The organism is Pseudomonas sp. Pseusp9, assembly GCF_059491265.1.
Map to the genome: position 1 here is coordinate 784,579 of NZ_CP168500.1, position 19,779 is coordinate 804,357.

A 19,779-nucleotide genomic window follows, 5' to 3' on the forward strand; every position below is an offset into this window, starting at 1 on the left:
ACACGTTGTCTGGACATTTCTCGCGAGCGAGCTCGCTCCTACAGAGGTGAATCCGTACGGCTTATCGAGCCATGAGCACAGCCTCGTCAGGCTGAATTGCAGGTGTTTCAGGCCCCCGACGAGTGGTCGTTACGGGGGAGTGGACGTCTCCGTGCTTTAAAAGGTTCCCATCCGGGGCAGCATTTGGCCACCCTTAATGTGCTCAACGGTTCGGTTCTTCAATCAACTTGGGCTATAATCTGCGCCCTTTTTTGAATCACCTGCCAGGCGATTTCCCATGACCAACCAGGCCGCCGAAGTCGCGAAACGCCGCACTTTCGCCATTATTTCCCACCCCGATGCCGGTAAAACCACCATCACCGAGAAGCTCCTGCTGATGGGCAAGGCGATTGCGGTAGCCGGTACGGTGAAATCCCGTAAATCCGACCGCCATGCGACGTCCGACTGGATGGAGATGGAGAAACAACGGGGTATTTCCATTACTACGTCGGTCATGCAGTTCCCGTATCGCGAACACATGATCAACCTGCTCGACACCCCGGGCCACGAAGACTTCTCCGAAGACACCTACCGCACATTGACTGCGGTGGACTCGGCCTTGATGGTCCTCGACGGCGGTAAAGGTGTCGAGCCGCGTACCATCGCGCTGATGGATGTCTGCCGTCTGCGTGACACGCCGATCGTCAGCTTCATCAACAAACTCGACCGTGACATCCGTGATCCGATCGAACTGCTCGACGAGATCGAAGCCGTTCTGAAGATCAAGGCTGCGCCGATCACCTGGCCGATCGGTTGCTACCGCGATTTCAAGGGCGTGTACCACCTGGCTGACGACTACATCATCGTCTACACCGCCGGTCACGGTCACGAACGCACCGAAACCAAAATCATCGAGAAACTCGACTCCGACGAGGCGCGCGCGCACCTTGGCGATGAGTACGAGCGTTTCCTCGAACAGCTGGAACTGGTTCAAGGCGCTTGCCACGAATTCAACCAGCAGGAGTTCCTCGACGGTCAACTGACCCCGGTGTTCTTCGGTACGGCACTGGGCAACTTTGGTGTCGACCATGTTCTTGACGCTGTCGTCGATTGGGCGCCGCGCCCGCTGGCGCGTGTCGCCAACGAACGCACCGTGGAGCCGGTGGAAGAGAAATTCTCGGGCTTCATCTTCAAGATCCAGGCGAACATGGACCCGAAACACCGCGACCGGATCGCCTTCATGCGCATTTGCTCCGGCAAATACGAAAAAGGCATGAAGATGCGCCACGTGCGCACCGGCAAGGACGTGCGCATCGGCGACGCCCTGACCTTCTTCTCCTCCGAGCGTGAGCAACTGGAAGAAGCCTTCGCCGGCGACATCATCGGCCTGCACAACCACGGCACCATCCAGATCGGCGATACCTTCAGCGAAGGCGAAGTCCTGGGCTTCACCGGCATCCCGCACTTCGCCCCGGAACTGTTCCGTCGCGTACGCCTGCGCGATCCGCTGAAATCCAAGCAACTGCGCCAGGGCCTGCAACAACTGGCCGAAGAAGGCGCGACCCAGGTGTTCTTCCCGGAGCGCAGCAACGACATCATCCTCGGCGCCGTCGGTGTGCTGCAGTTCGATGTGGTCGCCAGCCGCTTGAAAGAGGAATACAAGGTCGAGTGCTCCTATGAGCCGATCACCGTTTATTCCGCGCGCTGGATCGAATGCAGCGACAAGAAGAAGCTTGAGGAATTCTCCAACAAGGCGGTGGAAAACCTGGCACTGGACGGCGGCGGTCACCTGACCTACCTCGCGCCGACGCGGGTCAACCTGGCGTTGATGGAAGAGCGTTGGCCGGACGTGAAATTCCGCGCGACCCGTGAGCATCACTAAGCGCTGAATGGCAACACCGCAAAGCCCACTGTGAAAGCAGTGGGCTTTTTTTGTGGATTGATTTTGTGATCGAGGTGCTTGCGTAGGTATTTTCCTGCGCACTTGTAGCTTGCCTCTGCTTTTTATTTATGGGGAGTTTGGCCCGCGACAAGCCAGTCGTTGGCGTTTAGTGTCCAAAGGACATTTCGCAAACAGTGGCCTTTTGATGATCAAGGGAATGACGCGTCGGCTGACCCATCTGCTGCGCCTGGATGGCTATTTCTGCGTGATGGCCTGGGTGCTCGCGGCGCTGTTGTTCATCAATCGGCTAAGCAGCATGGTCAAGCTGTTCATGGCGCTGTACCTGCGTCAGGAGCTGGGGCTGGCGATTGAAACTGTCGGCTGGCTGCTGTCGGCCTACGGTGCCGGTCTGCTGATCGGTTCGATGCTCGGCGGGTTGCTCAGCGATCATGTGCCCACGGCGCGGCTGACCGCGGCGCTGTTCCTGGTCTCGGTGTGGGTGCTGATCTTGCTGGGGGTGGTCACGCAGGTGCCGCTGCTGGCCGGGTTGCTCTTGCTCAGCGGGGCAGTCGATGGGGCGATCCGTACGCTGCATCAACGGCTGATCATGGAGTATTGCGACGTTGCGCAGCGTTCCCGGGCACAGGCCTTGAGCCGGGTGGCTCGCAACCTCGGGATGGCCGCTGCCGGGGTGGCGGGCGGCGTTTTGGCGCAGACGGATTTCCGTTGGGTTTTCTTCGCCAGCGCGGCGATGACGTTGCTGGCCTTGCTGTGGTTTGTCCACACCACGTGGCGTCGACCAGTGCTGATCCCTGACGCGAGACCCGATAGCGCCCCAAGCTCAGGCCAGCCGTATCGCGACAAACCATTCCTCTGGCTACTGGCGACGACGGTTCTGCTCGGTATGGCGTTCGACATGGTCTACAGCACGCTGGGCAACTATCTGCGTGATTACTACCGCTTGAGCACCGAGGCGATCGGCTGGCAGTTCGGGCTCAATGCGCTGCTGGTGGTGTCGTTGCAGATTCCGTTGTCGCACTGGGGCGAACGCTGGGGGATGCGTCGGCAGCTGGTGGCGGGCAGCCTATTGCTGGCCTGTGGGCTCGCCATGTTGCCGTTGGGTACCGGGCTGTTTTACGCCTGCCTGTCGACGGTGATCTGGACGCTGGGCGAGGCGCTGTTCATGCCGCCGTTGAATATGTTGGTCATGCAGCACGCGCAAAGCGGAAAAAGCGGGCAGTACCTTGGCCTGTTCTTTATGAGCTGGAGCGCGAGCGCACTGTTGTCGCCAGTGCTTGGCGGTCAGTTATACGGCCACTTTGGCGGGCACAGTGTGTGGTTGCTTGGCGCGACGCTGGCGCTGATGTCCATACCGCTGATTTATAAGGCTACCCGTTCGCGTGCGCCGGGTGCGCATTGCGAGCAAACGCGCAAAGCAGACTCGCTTAGTTGATCTGGTAATCGGACTTATTCGAAACCAGTCTTTCCATCCACGGCATTTCTGGCCGCTCGTTAGCGTCCTATCTGGTGAACCCGGCTGATCGGAACTAGATTTCACAGAGCGCCAGCCAGGCACTTGGGTTCACCTGAAAGAGGATGGAATCGATCATGAAAAACAGGTTGCTACGCGTTTTACTGCTGTTGAAAGTGATGGTGATGCTGTCCCTTGGCACCGCGACGGCTTGGGCCGAGTGTGAGAATCACGATACTCAGGCATTCAGCGGGCAGGTGGGACATAGCGGATTGATGCTCGCCAAGTCCGAGTCCGAGCCGGGCGATCAGGGGCAGGGTGGGGCTGACAATGGCGATGACTCGACCACTGACGAGCCGGACTCCGATGATGAAGAAGAAGGCGACAGCCAGACCTGATCGATGAATGGCAGGCAAAAGAAAACCCCTTCTGCCTCGACTGATGCGCAATCGAAGTGGAAGGGGTTGGGTTGATTCGTGAATCCCGGCAGGAGCGAGCAAGCTCGCTCCTGCCGTTTTTTATGCCGCGCCGTCGAGGAACTGCTCAGCGTAGTGGCAAGCCACCTGGCGCCTGTCGAGCGGGCGCAGGGCCGGTTCTTCAGTGCTGCAGCGTTCGGTGGCGTACGGGCAGCGCTTGTGGAAGGCGCAGCCGGACGGCGGGTTCAGCGGGTTGGGCAACTCGCCGACGATCTTGATCTTCGGCTTGTTCGGGTCCGGGTGAATCGTCGGCGTGGCCGACAGCAGTGCCTGGGTGTAAGGGTGCAGGGGACGTTCGTAGATGTCGTTCTTCGGCCCCATTTCCACCGGGCGCCCGAGGTACATCACCATCACGTCATCGGCCACGTGCTGCACCACCGCCAGGTTGTGGGAAATGAACACGTAGGCGGTGTTGAACTCTTGCTGCAGATCCATGAACAGGTTGAGCACCTGTGCCTGGATCGACACGTCCAGTGCCGATGTCGGTTCGTCCGCCACCAGCACTTTCGGTTGCAGCATCATGGCGCGGGCCAGGGCGATCCGCTGGCGCTGACCGCCGGAGAACATGTGCGGGTAACGCTGGTAGTGCTCGGGACGCAAGCCCACCTGTTTCATCATCGCCTGGACTTTCTCACGGCGTTCCGCGGCGCTCAGGTTGGTGTTGATCAATAATGGCTCTGCAAGCTGATCACCGACTTTCTGCCGTGGGTTCAACGAGGCGTAAGGGCTCTGGAACACCATCTGCACGTCTTTGCGCAGTTGCTTGCGCTGGGCCTTGTCGGCACCGGCGACTTCCTGCCCGGCAATTTTCAGCGAGCCGGAGGACGGCTCCTCGATCAGGGTCAGGGCACGCGCCAGGGTGGATTTGCCGCAGCCCGATTCACCCACGACGGCGAGGGTCTTGCCAGCTTCCAGTTCGAACGATACGCCGTTGAGGGCGCGCACGGTGGCGTGTCCCTTGAACAGGCCTCGGGACACCTCGTAGTGACGGGTCAGGTCGCGGGCGGTAAGAACGACGGCCATTACGCCACCTCCTGGTTCAGCGGGTAGAAGCAGCGCGCGAGGCTGTTGCTTTTCGGGTCAAGTGCCGGACGTTGTTGACGGCAGTTGTCTTTCACGTAGGGGCAGCGTGGCGACAGCAGGCAACCCTGCGGACGGTCGTAGCGACCGGGAACGATGCCCGGCAGGGTCGACAGGCGCGAGGCGCCCAGGCTGTGTTCCGGAATCGCCTTGAGCAGCGCTTCGCTGTACGGGTGTGCCGGAATGTCGAACAGTTGCGGCACCTGACCGACTTCGACCGCTTGGCCGGCGTACATCACGCACACGCGCTGGGCGGTTTCGGCGACGACGGCGAGGTCGTGGGTGATCAGCACCAGGCCCATGTTCTGCTCTTTCTGCAACGCCAGCAGCAGGTCCATGATCTGCGCCTGAATGGTCACGTCGAGGGCCGTGGTCGGTTCGTCGGCGATCAGCAGTTTCGGCTCGCCGGCAATCGCCATGGCGATCGCGACACGCTGGCTCATACCGCCGGACAGTTGATGCGGGTAGGCGTCCATACGGCTGGCGGCACCCGGGATTTCAACCTTTTCCAGCAGTTCGATGGCGCGCTTGCGCGCCGCCTTGCCGGACATTTTCAGGTGCAGGCGCAGGACTTCTTCGATCTGGAAGCCGACGGTGTAGCTCGGGTTCAGCGCGGTCATCGGGTCCTGGAAGACCATGGACAGGTCTTTGCCGACGATTTGCCGACGCTGGCGATTGTTGAGCTTGAGCATGTCCTTGCCGTCAAAGCTGAGCGAGTCGGCGGTGACGATGCCTGGATGCTCGATCAGCCCCATCAGCGCCATCATGGTCACGGATTTGCCGGAACCGGACTCGCCAACGATGGCCAGCACTTCGCCCTTGTCCACTTTCAGGTCGAGGCCATCGACGACTGGCGTGGCGTTTTTGTCGCCGAAGCGCACGTTGAGATTCTTGATTTCTAACAGTGACATGGGAATCTCCTCAGGCGGCGTTCTTGAGTTTCGGGTCCAGCGCATCGCGCAGGCCGTCGCCCATCAGGTTGATTGCCAGCACGCTGAGCAAAATGGTCAAACCCGGCAGGCTCACCACCCACCAGGCGCGTTCGATGTAGTCGCGGGCCGAAGCCAGCATGGTGCCCCACTCAGGGGTTGGCGGTTGTACGCCAAGGCCGAGGAAGCCCAGGGCGGCGGCATCGAGGATCGCCGAAGAGAAGCTCAGGGTCGCCTGCACGATCAGCGGTGCCATGCAGTTGGGCAGCACGGTGACGAACATCAGGCGCGGCAGGCCGGCACCGGCCAGGCGCGCGGCGGTCACGTAGTCGCGGTTCAGTTCACCCATGACCGCAGCACGGGTCAGGCGAACGTAGGACGGCAGGGACACCACGGCGATGGCGATCACGGTGTTGATCAGGCCAGGGCCGAGGATGGCGACGATCGCCACGGCCAGCAGCAGGGACGGCAGGGCCAGCATGATGTCCATCAGACGCATGATGGTCGGGCCGACCACGCGCGGGAAGAACCCGGCGAACAGCCCCAGCAGGATCCCCGGGATCAGCGACATGACCACCGACGACAAGCCGATCATCAAGGACAGGCGCGAGCCGGTGATCAGGCGCGACAGCAGGTCGCGACCCAGTTCGTCGGTGCCGAGCAGGAACTGGAGCTGCCCGCCTTCCAGCCAGGCCGGCGGGGTCAGCAGGAAGTCACGGTATTGCTCGCTCGGGTCGTGAGGAACAACCCACGGCGCGAAAATGGCGCAGAAAATCACCAGCAGCATGAACATCAGGCCGGCGACGGCACCTTTGTTCTTGGAGAACGCTTGCCAGAATTCTTTGTACGGCGACGGGTACAGCAGGCTTTGATCGACTGCTACCGATGGAATTGGAGTGGTCATGGTCATGATCTCAGCGCTGATGACGGATGCGTGGGTTGGCAAAGCCGTAGAGGATGTCCACGACGAAGTTGACCACAATCACCAGGCAGGCGATTAACAGGATGCCGTTTTGCACGACGGGATAGTCCCGGGCGCCAATGGCTTCGATCAGCCATTTGCCGATGCCGGGCCAGGAGAAGATGGTTTCGGTCAGGACCGCACCGGCGAGCAGGGTGCCGACTTGCAGGCCGACCACCGTCAGTACCGGAATCAGCGCGTTGCGCAGGCCGTGCACGAACACCACGCGCGACGGCGACAGGCCCTTGGCTTTGGCGGTGCGAATGTAGTCTTCGCGCAACACTTCGAGCATCGACGAGCGGGTCATCCGCGCGATCACCGCCAGCGGGATGGTGCCGAGCACGATGGCCGGCAGGATCAGGTGGTGCAGGGCATCGAGGAACGCGCTGACGTCATCGGCCAGCAGCGTGTCGATCAGCATGAAGCCGGTGCGCGGCTCGATGTCGTAGAGCAGGTCGATCCGCCCGGACACCGGGGTCCAGCCCAGGCTCACCGAGAAGAACATGATCAGGATCAGGCCCCACCAGAAGATCGGCATCGAGTATCCCGCGAGGGAGACCCCCATGACCCCATGGTCGAACAGGGACCCTCGCTTGAGTGCCGCGATCACCCCGGCCAGCAGGCCCAGGATGCCGGCGAACAACATGGCGGCCGTGGCCAGTTCCAGGGTCGCGGGGAATAGAGAGCTGAACTCGCTCCAGACGCTTTCACGGGTTCGCAGGGATTCACCGAGATCGCCGTGGGCCAGTTTACCGATGTAATCCAGGTACTGGGCATACAGGGGTTTGTTCAGACCTAGGCGTTCCATTGCCTGAGCGTGCATTTGCGGGTCGACTCTGCGTTCGCCCATCATGACTTCCACGGGGTCGCCAGGGATCATGCGAATCAGCGCGAATGTCAGCAAGGTGATGCCGAAAAACGTGGGGATCAGTAACCCCAGTCGGCGGGCAATAAAACTAAACATCGTAAGGTGTACCTCATCAGCCGGTTAGGCGTGCCCGGCATGCCTGGGTCAGGCATGCCGGGAGTTTTCTTATCTACTTCACCTGGGTGGTGGCGAAGTTATTCGTGGTGAGGGGGCTAATGTGGTAGCCCTCTACGTTGTTGCGCATTGCAGTAAACATTCTAGTGTGTGCCAGGCTGATCCATGGCTGGTCCTGGTTGAAAATAACCTGTGCCTGTTCGTACAGTGCTGCACGTTCGGCCGGGTCGGTTTTTTCCCGGGCCTGGTCGATCAGGGCCTGGAATTTGTCATTGCACCAGCGTGCGTAGTTTTCGCCGTTCTTGGCCGCTTCGCAACTGAGCATAGGCGTAAGGAAGTTATCCGGGTCGCCGTTATCGCCCGCCCATCCGGCGGAAACCATGTCGTGCTCGCCGTTTTTCGCGCGTTTGAGCATTTCGCCCCATTCCATCACGCGAATGTCGATCTTGATCCCGATCTTGGCCAGGTCGGCCTGCATCATCTGCGCGCCGAGCATCGGGTTCGGGTTGGTGGCGCCACCGCCGTTACGGGTGAACAGGGTGAATACCGTGCCTTCCGGTACGCCGGCTTCCTTGAGCAGGGCGCGAGCCTTGTCCAGGTCGCGGGTCGGGTTCTTCAGGGCGTGGTTGTAGCCCAGCAGAGTGTCCGGGAACGGGTTGATCGCCGCGGTCGCATTGCCTTTGCCGAATAGCGCGTTGACGGCCGCTTCCTTGTCGAAGGCGATGTCGATGGCTTTACGCACACGCACGTCGCTCAGGTACTTGTGCGTGGTGTTGATGGCGATGTACGCAACGGTCATCGCGTTCAGCTCGTCGACTTTGAGCTTGGTGTCTTTCCTGATGCTCGGGATGTCGTCAGGTTTCGGATACAGCGCGACCTGGCATTCGTTGGCCTTGAGCTTCTGCAGGCGCACGTTGTTGTCGGTGGCGATGGCGAAGATCAATGAGTCAGCCGGTGCCTTGCCACGGAAGTAGTCCGGGTTGGCCTTGAAACGAACCTGGGCATCCTTGTTGTAGCGCTGGAAGACGAACGGACCAGTGCCGACCGGCTTGTTGTTCAGATCGCCGGTCTTGCCAGCCTTGAGCAACTGGTCGGCGTATTCGGCGGAATAGATCGAAGAAAATGCCATGGCGATGTCGGCCAGGAACGGCGCTTCGCGGCGGGTCAGGGTGAATTTGACCGTGTTGTCGTCGACTTTCTCGACGTTTTTCAGCAGTTCCTTGAAGCCCATGCTTTCAAAGTACGGGAAGCCCACGCTCGACAGCTTGTGCCACGGGTGATTCGGGTCCAGCTGACGCTGGAAGCTCCAGACCACGTCGTCGGCATTCATGTCGCGGGTCGGCTTGAAGTAGTCGGTGGTGTGGAACTTGACGCCTTTACGCAGGTGGAACGTGTACGTCAGACCGTCCTCGCTGATGTCCCAGGATTCGGCCAGTGCCGGAATCACATCGGTGGTACCGGGCTTGAAGTCCGCCAGGCGATTGAAGATGGTTTCGGCCACGGCGTCGGCGGTGACTGCAGTCGTGTACTGGACCATGTCGAAGCCTTCGGGGCTGTTTTCGGTGCAAACCACCAGGGGTTTGGCCGAGACGCCGACAGCGACACTGAGCAAAGCAGCCGCGATGGCTGCACGTAGGGGAAGCATTTTCATCAAGAACCCTCTGCAATCAGTTAAAGGACAAAAGCCGAACGGTCGATTCATCGCTGAACCCACCGTTCGGCAGCGGTATTACAGGATGTTGAACGGAACCGTGGTCACGAGACGGAACTCGTTGATGCTGCCGTCAGCCTGGTTTTCGCTGGCACGGTGAGCGGTGTAGGTGCCGCGGATCGTGGTGGCCTTGAGCGGGCCGCTCTGCACGGCGTAGGTCGCGCCGATGCCGTATTCATAATGGGTTTCGCCATCCTGGGCCTGGATGCCGTCGTAACCCTTGCCTGCCACGCCACCGTTGCCGGTGTAGTGAGTACCGTCGATGCCCCAGCCGCGAGCCTGGTAGATGTTGAACTTCAGGCCCGGTACGCCGTATTCAGCCATGTTCAGACCGTAGGCAACCTGGAACGATTTTTCGTTCGGGCCGTTGAAGTCCGACAGCAGGGAGTTGGCCAGGTAGATGCCGTTGGTTTCGTGCAGGTAGTCGAAGTACTCGTTACCGTTCACTTCCTGGTACGAGAAGGTCAGGCTGTGAGCCTGGTGGGTCAGGCCAAACGACAGGGAATAGGTGTCGTTGTCGATGGCGCCGATCAGGGCCTTACCGGTTTCCTTGGTTTTGTAGTAGTTCAGGCCGGTGGTCAGGCTCAGTACCTGGCTATCGCCCAGAACGTGGGAGGCGCCGAAGTAGTACTGGTTCCAGATGTCTTCAGCCTGGGTCGCCCAGAGGCTGGTGGTCAGGCTGGCGAGCGGGTTGTAGGTGATACCGCCGGTGTAGACGTGGTCGGTTTCAACGATGCCGTTGGCGTATTCGGTGCGGAATTTGCGCTGGCTTTCTTCGGTACGCGGTGAGTTGCGGTCGAAGGTGGCGAGGTCGAAGGCCAGGTTGTTCAGCTCTTCGCTGTGGATGGCCACGCCTTCGAAGCTCGAAGGCAATGCACGGTTGCCGATCACGTCGACCATCGGGCTGCTGAAGTTCATGCGGCCGGCAGTCAGGGTGGTGTTGGAGACACGGGCCTTGACGTTGGCCAGGCCCAGTTTGCTCCACTGGCCTTGAGCGTCGCCGCCTTCCTTGGTCAGGGTACGGTTGTTACCCGCGCCTGGGCGAGTGCCCGGTGCGCCACCGTTGTTGGATGCCAGGTCCTTGCGGTCGCGATCCAGGGCGACAGCGTTATAGGCCGCCACTTCAGTGCTGAAACCGACAGTGCCTTCGGTGAAGCCCGAGTTGTACTTGAGGATGGTGCCCTGGACCCAGTTGATCCGGCGATCGGTCGGGGTCGAAACGCCGTCCTTCTTGTAGGCGAACTTGGCGCCGCGTTGCAGTTGCTCGTTGGCGTACCAGTTACGCGTGGTGCCGGTGATCGACTGGCCTTCGACAAAGCCGGTGGCTTCGCTCTGGGCGCTTTTTTCGTTCACGGTAACCGGAGTGAAAGCCTGGCTTTGGGTTTCTGCGTAAGCCGTGGCGGTTACGCTGCTGATGGCCAGGGCCAATAACGCGGTGCTGCTCAGTTTCATGGGTAAAGCTCCTTACTTTCTTTTTTTATGCCGGTCTATTTTTGTGATCCGGCTATTGGTTTAGAACTCATTCACGGCTTCGCAAACGTTTGCTGTCGGCCGGGTTGGCGAAAAACGGCAAAGCGTCTGCGTGAGGGCGGAAAATCCGCCCCCTGGCATTTCTGGCTAATCGGTTATTTTTCTATGCTGACACCCGAGAACACATTGCGGCCGAACGGGCTCACCTTGAACCCTTCGATTTTGGCGCTCAGCGGCTGGTTGACCGTTGAGTGGGCGACTGGCGTGATCGGTACTTGCTGTTTGAGCAACTGCTGCGCCTGTTTGTAGAGCAGGGTGCGCAGGTCACGGTCGGTGACGACCTTGGCCTGCTTGACCAGCTTGTCGTAAGCCGGATCACACCACATCGAGTAGTTGTTGCCGCCAATGGCGTCGCAGCTGTAGAGCGTGCCCAGCCAGTTGTCCGGATCACCATTGTCACCGGTCCAGCCGATCAGGCTGATGTCGTGCTCGCCATTCTTGGTGCGCTTGATGTACTCGCCCCACTCATAGCTGACGATCTTGACCTTGAGGCCGATCTTCGCCCAGTCAGCCTGGAGCATCTCGGCCATCAACTTGGCGTTGGGATTGTAAGGACGCTGGACCGGCATGGCCCAGAGGGTGATTTCAGTGCCTTCCTTGACGCCGGCAGCCTTGAGCAATTCCCTGGCTTTTTCCGGGTTGTAGGCGGCGTCCTTGATGGTGTCGTCGTAGGACCATTGGGTCGGCGGCATGGCGTTGACCGCCAGTTGTCCCGCGCCTTGGTAAACGGCATTGAGAATGCCTTGCTTGTTCACCGCCATGTCCAGCGCCTGACGCACTTCGAGTTGGTCGAACGGTTTGTGGCGCACGTTGTAGGCGATGTAGCCGAGATTGAAACCAGGCTTCTCGATCAGTTGCAGGGCCGGGTCGTTCTTCAGCGCGGTCACATCGGCAGGGCGCGGGTGCAGGGTGATCTGGCATTCATTGGCCTTGAGTTTCTGCACACGCACCGAGGCGTCGGTGTTGATGGCGAAAATCAGGTTGTCGAGCTTGACCCGGCTCGGATCCCAGTACTGCTTGTTGCCGGTGTAACGGATGTTCGAGTCTTTCTGGTAGCTCTTGAACACGAACGGCCCGGTGCCGATCGGTTTCTGGTTGATGTCGCTCGGTTTGCCTTGCGCCAGCAGCTTGTCGGCGTATTCGGCCGAAAGGATGGCGGCAAAACTCATGGCGATGTTCTGGATGAACGCGGCGTCCACGCTGTTGAGCGTCATGACCACGGTCAGCGGCCCGGTCTTTTCGACCTTGGCGATATTCTTGTTCAGGCTCATGCCGTTGAAGTATGGAAACTCTGTCGGATAAGCCTTACGGAAAGGTTGTTGCGGGTCGAGCATGCGATTGAACGTGAACAGCACGTCATCGGCATTGAAATCACGGGTCGGCGTGAAGTATTTGGTGGTATGAAACTTCACCCCTTCGCGCAGGTGGAAGGTGTACTTGAGGCCGTCCTCGGAAATATCCCAGCTCGTGGCCAGGCCCGGTACGACGTTGGTCGCGCCTTTCTCAAACTCTGCCAACCGGTTGTACAGCGGCTCGGCGGCATCGTTGTCGGTCGCAGTGGTGTACTGCGCCGTATCGAAACCGGCGGGGCTGCCTTCGGAGCAGAATACCAGGCTGTTGTTGGCAGCCTGGCTGATGGAAGTGGCGGCCAACAGGCCGGTGCCCAGCAATGCGGATAAAACCAAGGTATGGCGCATAACGCTCCCCTTTCTCTCAAAGTGTTGTCAATGAGCCGCCGTCCCGTCCGCAGACGTGGAGGCATCACTGATTTCAAGCCATGCACGCAGCAGTAACCGATGACCCACGCATGCACTGGTCGGATCCCGACGGTATGAGCCACGGGTCCGGCAGTAAATGCGTAGAGTCCTAAAGACTCGTAGGAAATGGCGACGCGTCCTCACCCGACGCTGTAGTCAGCTGCGGATTTGGATGTAGGCGAATTCCTGCTTTCTCGGTAGATAAAGCAACGGCGACGTCAGAAACGTCGCCGTTGCAAAACCTTATTTGCTGACGCTGACGCCGTAGAAGGAGTTCAAGCCAAATGGGCTGATCTTGAAGTCCTGCACTTCGGCACGCATGGGTTGGAACACCGTCGAGTGAGCGATAGGTGTCATCGGAACAGCATCTTTGAGGACGTGTTGCGCCTGCTTGTACAGTTCGGTGCGCTTGGCCTGATCGGTCGTGCGCTTGGCTTCTTTCACGATGCCGTCGAACTTCTTGTCGCACCACTTGGAGAAGTTGTTGCCTTGCAGGGAGTCGCAGCCGAACAGCACGTTCAGCCAGTTGTCCGGGTCACCGTTGTCGCCGCTCCAGCCAATCAGCATCGCGCCGTTCTCGCCGCCTTTGGAGCGCTTGATGTACTCGCCCCATTCGTAGCTCTGGATTTTGGCCTTGATACCGATCTTCGCCCAGTCGGACTGCAGCATTTCTGCCATCAGCTTGGCGTTCGGGTTGTACGGACGCTGTACCGGCATCGCCCACAGAACGATTTCGGTACCTTCCTTCACACCAGCTTCCTTGAGCAGCTCTTTGGCTTTCTCAGGGTTGTACGGTGCATCCTTGATAGTGGTGTCGTAGGACCACTGGGTCGGCGGCATGGCGTTGACGGCCAGTTGGCCGGCGCCCTGGTAAACCGAGTCGATGATCTGTTGCTTGTTGACGGCCATGTCCAGTGCCTGACGCACTTTCAGCTGGGCCATCGGGTTCGGCTTGTCGTCACCCTTGATCTTGTCCATCACGTTGTAGGCGATGTAACCCAGGTTGAAACCAGCCTGATCAGGCACTTTCAGGGTTTTGTCTTCCTTGAGCGCCTTCAGGTCGGCCGGACGCGGGAACAGAGTGATCTGGCACTCGTTCTTCTTCAGCTTCTGGATACGTACCGACGGGTCGGTGGTGATGGCGAAGATCAGGTTGTCGATCTTCACGTCGTCAGGCTTCCAGTAGTCCTTGTTCCCGGTGTAGCGGATGTTGGAGTCTTTCTGATAGCTCTTGAACACGAACGGACCAGTGCCGACCGGCTTCTGGTTGATGTCGGAGGCTTTGCCTTCCTTGAGCAACTGGGCAGCGTACTCGGCAGACTGTACCGAAGCGAAACTCATGGCCATGTTCTGGATGAACGCGGCGTCAACTTCCTTGAGGGTGAACTTGACCGTGTGGTCGTCGACTTTATCGATCTTGGTGATGTTGGTGTCCATCCCCATGTCGGTGAAGTACGGGAATTCGGTCGGGTACGCCTTACGGAACGGGTCATCCTTGTTGATCATGCGATTGAAGGTGAACAGCACGTCGTCGGCGTTGAACTCACGAGTCGGCTTGAAGTACGGAGTAGTGTGGAACTTGACGCCTTCACGCAGGTGGAAGGTGTAGGTCAGGCCGTCATCGGAGATGTCCCACTTGGTCGCCAGACCAGGAACAACGGCAGTGCCACCGCGCTCGAACTGGGTGAGGCGGTTGAACATGGTTTCTGCAGAGGCGTCGAAGTCGGTTCCGGTGGTGTATTGACCTGGATCGAAACCGGCCGGGCTCCCTTCGGAGCAGAACACCAGGTTAGTCGCTGCTTGGGCGAACGGTGCGCTGGCTAACAAGCTTGCGCCAACTAAAAACGGAATGACCGCGTGTTTAAGCATGGTGGCCTCATGATTTGTTGTCATTTTTGGAATTAGAGGACGACCTCGTGAGTCGTGCCTGCGGATACTTATGCAGGGGCCATACCCAATGCAAGATCCAGAGTGACTACAAGCCTTAAACGGTGGCACGAACGTACCTTAATGTCGCATTTGTATAACTCCTGACGCATTTGACCGTTTGCGCAGCTTTTTTACGGTGCAAACGACGCACTTTCAGGGTGCGTCTTAAACGCTGGATGCTCCCGATCAGGGCGGGGTGTTACTTATTTATACCCCGTTTTGTGCGGTGGGTATGGCGTGAATAAGAGTGGTTATTGTTGCACCGATAGTGGCTAATTAATCTCAGTTGCACCTGGTGCAACTGCCAGCTTTTCTCAGTGGACTATCCAGTTATAGCTCATGCCTGAAAACTGCCCAAAAAAAACGGCGATCATGTGAGTGATCGCCGTTTTTTTTGATTACGGGCTATCGATTCAAGGCATCAGCACTTCAATCGAGCCATCGGCGGTCATGCTGACCTGGCTGGTGCCGGCTTCGACATCCGGCGTCACCGGTGCGGCGTCCATGGCGGCGGCTTTCATCATCATCGGCGCGCGCAGGTAAGGCTGTGGATAACCGTTGCTGTTGAGGTTCAGGTTGACGATCTTGTAGCCCTTGCCGCCCAGAGCATCAGTCGCGAGCTGGGCGCGAGCCTTGAAGGCACTTACGGCGTCCTTGAGCAGGGCGTCTTCGCTGGCCTTGCGGGTCGGGGTGGCGATGGCGAAGTCCATGCCGCCCATTTTCAGGTCGGTGAGCAGTTCGCCGGTCAGCTTCGACAGCGCGGCGAAGTCCGGGCTTTCCAGGCGCAATTCGGCGCGCTCGCGCCAGCCAGTGATTTTCTGGCCCTTGGTGTCGTAGATCGGATAACTGTTGCGACTGCCCTGGCGCAGTGTGACGTCCTTGACTTGCTTGGCCTGTGCCAGCGCCTTGTTCATGGTGGTGCTGACGTCGGCGGCGAGTTTGGCCGGGTCGCTGTTCTGTTCTTCGGTGTAGAGCGTCACGATCATCAGGTCGCGGGCTACTTCCTGACTGACTTCGGCGCGCAGGGAAATCTGGTTGTAATGAAGCTCGTCGGCGGCCAGGGCCGGGAGGCTGGCGACGGTGCCAACGCTCAGGGCGAGGAGGGCGGCGCTGCGGCGGAATGTGTGCATGAAGGCTCCTTGAATGGTGCGCAGGGGTGTGTTCCGGGCCTGCGTGAAACCATCAGACTCTAGCTTTTATGCTCTGGTTCGCACAGTTACAACTTCTATACAGATGGCACGAGGTGGCCGCTTCGCGGCCAATCGCGAGCAGGCTCGCTCCTACAGGAGCGCGCATTCCAAAGGTGGGAGCGAACCTGCTCGCGAAGGCGGCGATACAGTCGCTGCAGAACCCGCAGCCATGTGGCCGTTTGCCGCAGTTTTGCCTGTCGGCCCCCGCGCTTGGTTATACTCCCAGCGATCCGCCTGGAGCGCTCATCAGGAGAGCTCATGCTCGCCCCCGTTCAAATTACTTCCGCCACTCGCCAGAACCTCTGGCGCCTGACGTTCATCCGCACGTTGGTGCTGGCCGCCCAGGCCGGTTCAGTGGGCCTGGCCTACTGGTTCGAATTGCTGCCGCTGCCCTGGTTCCAACTGGCCGCGACCCTCGGTTGCTCGATGCTTTTGTGTGTGTTCACGGCAATCCGCCTGCGCACCTCGTGGCCGGTGACCGAGCTCGAATACGCCGTGCAACTGGCCTGCGACCTGTTTATCCACAGCGCGTTGCTGTATTTCTCCGGTGGCTCGACCAACCCCTTCGTTTCTTATTACCTGGTGCCGCTGACCATTGCCGCAGTGACGTTGCCGTGGCGTTATTCGGTGATCCTGTCGGGTATCGCGCTGACGATGTACACGCTGTTGCTGGCACAGTTCTACCCGCTGCAAACCTTCCCGATCGCTCGGGAAAACCTGCAGGTATACGGGATGTGGTTGAGCTTCGCCCTCGCCGCCGCCGTGATCACGTTCTTCGCTGCGCGCATGGCCGAAGAGCTGCGTCGTCAGGAAGAACTGCGCGCCATTCGTCGCGAAGAAGGCCTGCGCGACCAGCAATTGTTGGCCGTCGCCACCCAGGCCGCCGGTGCGGCCCATGAGCTGGGCACGCCGCTGGCGACCATGAGTGTGCTGCTCAAGGAAATGCGTCAGGACCACCATGATCCGATGTTGCAGGACGACCTGAGCGTATTGCAGGATCAGGTCAAGCTGTGCAAAGAAACCTTGCAACATCTGGTGCGCGCCGCGGAGGCCAATCGCCGATTGGCGGTGGAGATGCAGGACGTCACCGATTGGCTGGATGAAGCCCTCAATCGCTGGCACCTGATGCGCCCGGAAGCCAGTTATCGCTTCCAGCGCCTCGGCCAGGGCGCAGTACCGCGCATGGCCCCGCCGCCGGACTTGACCCAGGCGTTGCTGAATCTGTTGAACAACGCTGCCGATGCCTGTCCCGAAGGACTGCAAGTGACGCTGGACTGGGATTGGGAAAACCTCACCATCAGCATTCGTGACCATGGTGCCGGCGTGCCGCTGGCCATCGCCGAGCAAATCGGCAAACCGTTTTTTACCACCAAGGGCAAAGGCTTCGGCCTGGGCCTGTTTTTGAGCAAGGCCAGCGTGACACGCGCCGGCGGCTCAGTGAAACTCTACAGTCATGAGGAAGGCGGTACGCTCACTGAGCTGCGCCTGCCCCGTGTCGCCCGAGGAGACGAACATGAGTGACGAGATCCAAGTCGAAGGCGAAGAACTGCCGCATTTGTTGCTGGTCGATGACGACGCCACATTCACCCGCGTCATGGCTCGCGCCATGGCCCGCCGCGGTTTTCGCGTCAGCACTGCCGGTTCCGCCGAAGAAGGCCTGGAACTGGCCAAGGCCGATCTGCCGGATTACGCCGCCCTGGACCTGAAGATGGACGGCGATTCAGGCCTGGTGCTGCTGCCCAGGTTGCTGGAAATGGACCCGGAAATGCGCGTGGTGATCCTCACCGGCTATTCGAGCATTGCCACTGCCGTCGAGGCGATCAAGCGCGGTGCCTGCAACTACCTGTGCAAACCGGCGGATGCCGACGACGTGCTGGCGGCGCTGTTGTCCGAACACGCCGACCTCGACAGCCTGGTGCCGGAAAACCCGATGTCGGTGGACCGCCTGCAGTGGGAGCACATCCAGCGCGTGCTGACCGAGCACGAAGGCAATATCTCCGCCACGGCCCGCGCCCTGGGCATGCACCGCCGCACCCTGCAGCGCAAACTGCAGAAGCGTCCCGTTCGCCGCTGAACCGGTGCTGAACGAATGCGGGCCGTCTCTCGCGACAAACCGAACCGATCATCTATGATCGGTTCGTGCGTGTTCTTTTCTTTATCGAGCCTTATCCATGAATCAGAACGCTGAGTATTCCGCGGTCAACGACGCCGTGCGCGGGCAGTTTTTTCGCAAAGTGTGGTCGATGATCACGCCTTACTGGCGCAGTGAAGAGAAGGTCAAGGCCTGGACACTGCTGATCGCGGTGATTGCGCTGTCGTTGATCAGCGTGGGCATCTCGGTGTGGTTCAACACCTGGTACAAGGATTTCTACAATGCCCTGCAAAAGAAGGACGAGGCAGCGTTCTGGCAACTGATCCTGTATTTCTGCGCGATTGCGGCGGTGGCGATCGTCGGCGCGGTGTATCGGCTCTACCTGACGCAGATGCTGACGATCCGCTGGCGGGCATGGCTCACCGAAAAGCATTTCACCCGCTGGCTGGGTGAGAAAAACTACTACCAGCTGGAGCAGGGCGGTTACACCGATAACCCGGACCAGCGGATTTCCGAAGACCTCAACAACTTCACCTCCAACACTCTTGAACTGGGTATCGGCTTGCTGCGCAATATCGTCAGCCTGGTGTCGTTCTCGATCATTCTGTGGGGCGTGTCGGGCAGCATTGAAGTATTTGGCATCACCATTCCCGGCTACATGTTCTGGTGCGTGCTGGTTTACGCTGTGGTCGGTAGTTGGCTGACCCATTTGATCGGTCGTCGCCTGATCGGTCTGAACAACCAACAACAACGCTTCGAAGCTGACCTGCGTTTTTCCATGGTGCGAATTCGCGAGAATGCCGAAAGCATTGCGTTGTACAACGGCGAACCCAACGAAAATCGCCGGTTGAGCAATCGCTTCGGGATGGTCTGGCATAATTTCTGGGACATCATGAAGGTGTCCAAACGACTGACGTTCTTCACCGCCGGTTACAGCCAGGCTGCCATCATCTTCCCGTTCATCGTTGCCTCGCCGCGCTACCTTGCCGGCAAGATCGAGCTCGGCGAACTGATGCAGATCAGCTCGGCGTTCGGCAATGTGCAGGAAAGCTTCAGCTGGTTTATCAGTGCGTATCAGAACCTCGCCTCCTGGCGCGCGACCTGTGATCGTCTGCTGAGCTTCCACCAGGCCATGAGCGACAACGAAGAGCGTGCGCCGGCCATCGACGTACAGAATTCGGGCTCCGTTCTGAAGGTGCACAACCTCGGCCTCGACCTGGCTGAAGGTCGCCACCTGCTGAGCAACGCCGACATGACCGTGGAAGAGGGTGATCGTGTGATGCTCAGCGGTCGTTCCGGCAGCGGCAAGTCGACTTTGCTGCGGGCGATGGGGCATTTGTGGCCGACCGGCCACGGCAGTATTCGCCTGCCATCGGCGCGTTACCTGTTCCTGCCGCAAAAACCGTATTTGCCGATTGGCACCCTGCGTGATGCCCTCAGTTATCCACAGCCTGGCGATACCTATCCGAAGGAGCGCTACGTGCATGTGCTGGAAACCTGTCGCCTGCCGCACCTGATTGCCCGTCTCGACGAAGCCAACCACTGGCAACGCATGTTGTCGCCGGGTGAGCAGCAGCGCCTGGCCTTTGCCCGTGCGCTGCTTTATGCACCGCAATGGCTGTATATGGACGAAGCGACCTCGGCGATGGACGAAGAAGACGAGGCCACGCTGTATCAGGCGCTGATCGATGAATTGCCGGGGCTGAGCATTGTCAGCGTCGGCCATCGCAGCAGTCTGAAGCGCTTCCATCCGCGGCACATTCGTATCGACAATGGCCATCTGGTGGACCAGTCCGTAACCGCCTGAACA

15 protein-coding genes are annotated in these 19,779 nt (G+C 59.6%); 6 read left to right on the forward strand and 9 right to left on the reverse strand.

The window, feature by feature from the left end:
- Positions 1–277 precede the first annotated feature (277 nt).
- From ACEN8E_RS03415 to ACEN8E_RS03425, 3 genes are all read left to right on the forward strand, one after another.
- On the forward strand, positions 278–1,861 hold the full coding sequence (locus ACEN8E_RS03415) for a peptide chain release factor 3 (protein WP_008018754.1): 1,584 nt from the start codon (positions 278–280) through the stop codon (positions 1,859–1,861).
- 217 nt (positions 1,862–2,078) lie between these two features.
- The gene (locus tag ACEN8E_RS03420) at positions 2,079–3,314 is read left to right on the forward strand and encodes an MFS transporter (RefSeq protein ID WP_495591433.1); all 1,236 of its coding nucleotides are present in this window, start codon (positions 2,079–2,081) and stop codon (positions 3,312–3,314) included.
- Positions 3,315–3,469: 155 nt separating this feature from the next.
- Complete coding sequence (locus ACEN8E_RS03425) at positions 3,470–3,730, forward strand: hypothetical protein (RefSeq protein ID WP_413426915.1); 261 nt, start codon at positions 3,470–3,472, stop codon at positions 3,728–3,730.
- A 120-nt stretch (positions 3,731–3,850) separates the two neighbouring features.
- Here the strand turns inward: ACEN8E_RS03425 and ACEN8E_RS03430 are convergent, their stop codons facing one another.
- The 9 genes from ACEN8E_RS03430 to ACEN8E_RS03470 all read right to left on the reverse strand — a co-directional run bounded on the left by ACEN8E_RS03430 (position 3,851) and on the right by ACEN8E_RS03470 (position 15,817).
- Positions 3,851–4,831: a peptide ABC transporter ATP-binding protein gene (locus ACEN8E_RS03430; protein ID WP_495591434.1), complete on the reverse strand. Its 981-nt coding sequence runs from the start codon at positions 4,829–4,831 to the stop codon at positions 3,851–3,853.
- A complete protein-coding gene (locus ACEN8E_RS03435) occupies positions 4,831–5,799 on the reverse strand; it encodes an ABC transporter ATP-binding protein (protein WP_495591435.1) in 969 nt (322 codons plus the stop codon). Before ACEN8E_RS03435 ends, ACEN8E_RS03430 begins: the two co-directional genes overlap by 1 nt.
- 10 nt (positions 5,800–5,809) lie before the next feature.
- Positions 5,810–6,721: an ABC transporter permease subunit gene (locus tag ACEN8E_RS03440; protein ID WP_495591436.1), complete on the reverse strand. Its 912-nt coding sequence runs from the start codon at positions 6,719–6,721 to the stop codon at positions 5,810–5,812.
- 10 nt (positions 6,722–6,731) lie between these two features.
- Positions 6,732–7,742 (reverse strand): ABC transporter permease subunit, encoded by a 1,011-nt coding sequence (locus tag ACEN8E_RS03445; protein ID WP_495591437.1) that lies wholly within the window; start codon positions 7,740–7,742, stop codon positions 6,732–6,734.
- A gap of 73 nt (positions 7,743–7,815) precedes the next feature.
- Positions 7,816–9,411 (reverse strand): ABC transporter substrate-binding protein, encoded by a 1,596-nt coding sequence (locus ACEN8E_RS03450; protein WP_495591438.1) that lies wholly within the window; start codon positions 9,409–9,411, stop codon positions 7,816–7,818.
- A 78-nt stretch (positions 9,412–9,489) separates the two neighbouring features.
- Positions 9,490–10,923 carry an OprD family porin gene (locus tag ACEN8E_RS03455; RefSeq protein WP_495591439.1) on the reverse strand — a complete coding sequence of 478 codons (1,434 nt, stop codon included), beginning with the start codon at positions 10,921–10,923 and terminating at the stop codon, positions 9,490–9,492.
- 173 nt (positions 10,924–11,096) lie between these two features.
- Positions 11,097–12,698: an ABC transporter substrate-binding protein gene (locus ACEN8E_RS03460; RefSeq protein WP_495591440.1), complete on the reverse strand. Its 1,602-nt coding sequence runs from the start codon at positions 12,696–12,698 to the stop codon at positions 11,097–11,099.
- 303 nt (positions 12,699–13,001) lie between these two features.
- Positions 13,002–14,627 (reverse strand): ABC transporter substrate-binding protein, encoded by a 1,626-nt coding sequence (locus ACEN8E_RS03465; RefSeq protein ID WP_495591441.1) that lies wholly within the window; start codon positions 14,625–14,627, stop codon positions 13,002–13,004.
- 473 nt (positions 14,628–15,100) lie between these two features.
- Positions 15,101–15,817 (reverse strand): SIMPL domain-containing protein, encoded by a 717-nt coding sequence (locus ACEN8E_RS03470; protein WP_495591442.1) that lies wholly within the window; start codon positions 15,815–15,817, stop codon positions 15,101–15,103.
- Between the two features lie 318 nt (positions 15,818–16,135).
- On the opposite strand from ACEN8E_RS03470, the gene ACEN8E_RS03475 reads away from it, so the two are divergent.
- The 3 genes from ACEN8E_RS03475 (at position 16,136) to ACEN8E_RS03485 (ending at position 19,776) form a co-directional block, all read left to right on the forward strand.
- Positions 16,136–17,398, forward strand: coding sequence for an ATP-binding protein (locus tag ACEN8E_RS03475; protein WP_495591443.1), 1,263 nt, complete (start codon positions 16,136–16,138; stop codon positions 17,396–17,398).
- Positions 17,391–17,951, forward strand: a complete 561-nt coding sequence (locus tag ACEN8E_RS03480; protein WP_495591444.1) for a response regulator transcription factor — start codon at positions 17,391–17,393, stop codon at positions 17,949–17,951. The genes ACEN8E_RS03475 and ACEN8E_RS03480 overlap by 8 nt, the downstream gene beginning before the upstream one ends.
- Positions 17,952–18,048: 97 nt before the next feature.
- A complete protein-coding gene (locus ACEN8E_RS03485) occupies positions 18,049–19,776 on the forward strand; it encodes an ABC transporter ATP-binding protein/permease (protein ID WP_495591445.1) in 1,728 nt (575 codons plus the stop codon).
- The last annotated feature ends 3 nt before the right edge of the window (positions 19,777–19,779 follow it).

Coding starts and splice junctions, on each gene's coding strand:
- ACEN8E_RS03430 (WP_495591434.1), bottom strand. CDS start 4,831: ATGGCCGTCGTTCTTACCGCCCGCGACCTGACCCGTCACTACGAGGTG.
- ACEN8E_RS03420 (WP_495591433.1), top strand. CDS start 2,079: ATGACGCGTCGGCTGACCCATCTGCTGCGCCTGGATGGCTATTTCTGC.
- ACEN8E_RS03445 (WP_495591437.1), bottom strand. CDS start 7,742: ATGTTTAGTTTTATTGCCCGCCGACTGGGGTTACTGATCCCCACGTTT.
- ACEN8E_RS03465 (WP_495591441.1), bottom strand. CDS start 14,627: ATGCTTAAACACGCGGTCATTCCGTTTTTAGTTGGCGCAAGCTTGTTA.
- ACEN8E_RS03485 (WP_495591445.1), top strand. CDS start 18,049: ATGAATCAGAACGCTGAGTATTCCGCGGTCAACGACGCCGTGCGCGGG.
- ACEN8E_RS03475 (WP_495591443.1), top strand. CDS start 16,136: ATGCTCGCCCCCGTTCAAATTACTTCCGCCACTCGCCAGAACCTCTGG.
- ACEN8E_RS03460 (WP_495591440.1), bottom strand. CDS start 12,698: ATGCGCCATACCTTGGTTTTATCCGCATTGCTGGGCACCGGCCTGTTG.
- ACEN8E_RS03450 (WP_495591438.1), bottom strand. CDS start 9,411: ATGAAAATGCTTCCCCTACGTGCAGCCATCGCGGCTGCTTTGCTCAGT.
- ACEN8E_RS03415 (WP_008018754.1), top strand. CDS start 278: ATGACCAACCAGGCCGCCGAAGTCGCGAAACGCCGCACTTTCGCCATT.
- ACEN8E_RS03435 (WP_495591435.1), bottom strand. CDS start 5,799: ATGTCACTGTTAGAAATCAAGAATCTCAACGTGCGCTTCGGCGACAAA.
- ACEN8E_RS03440 (WP_495591436.1), bottom strand. CDS start 6,721: ATGACCACTCCAATTCCATCGGTAGCAGTCGATCAAAGCCTGCTGTAC.
- ACEN8E_RS03470 (WP_495591442.1), bottom strand. CDS start 15,817: ATGCACACATTCCGCCGCAGCGCCGCCCTCCTCGCCCTGAGCGTTGGC.
- ACEN8E_RS03455 (WP_495591439.1), bottom strand. CDS start 10,923: ATGAAACTGAGCAGCACCGCGTTATTGGCCCTGGCCATCAGCAGCGTA.
- ACEN8E_RS03480 (WP_495591444.1), top strand. CDS start 17,391: ATGAGTGACGAGATCCAAGTCGAAGGCGAAGAACTGCCGCATTTGTTG.
- ACEN8E_RS03425 (WP_413426915.1), top strand. CDS start 3,470: ATGAAAAACAGGTTGCTACGCGTTTTACTGCTGTTGAAAGTGATGGTG.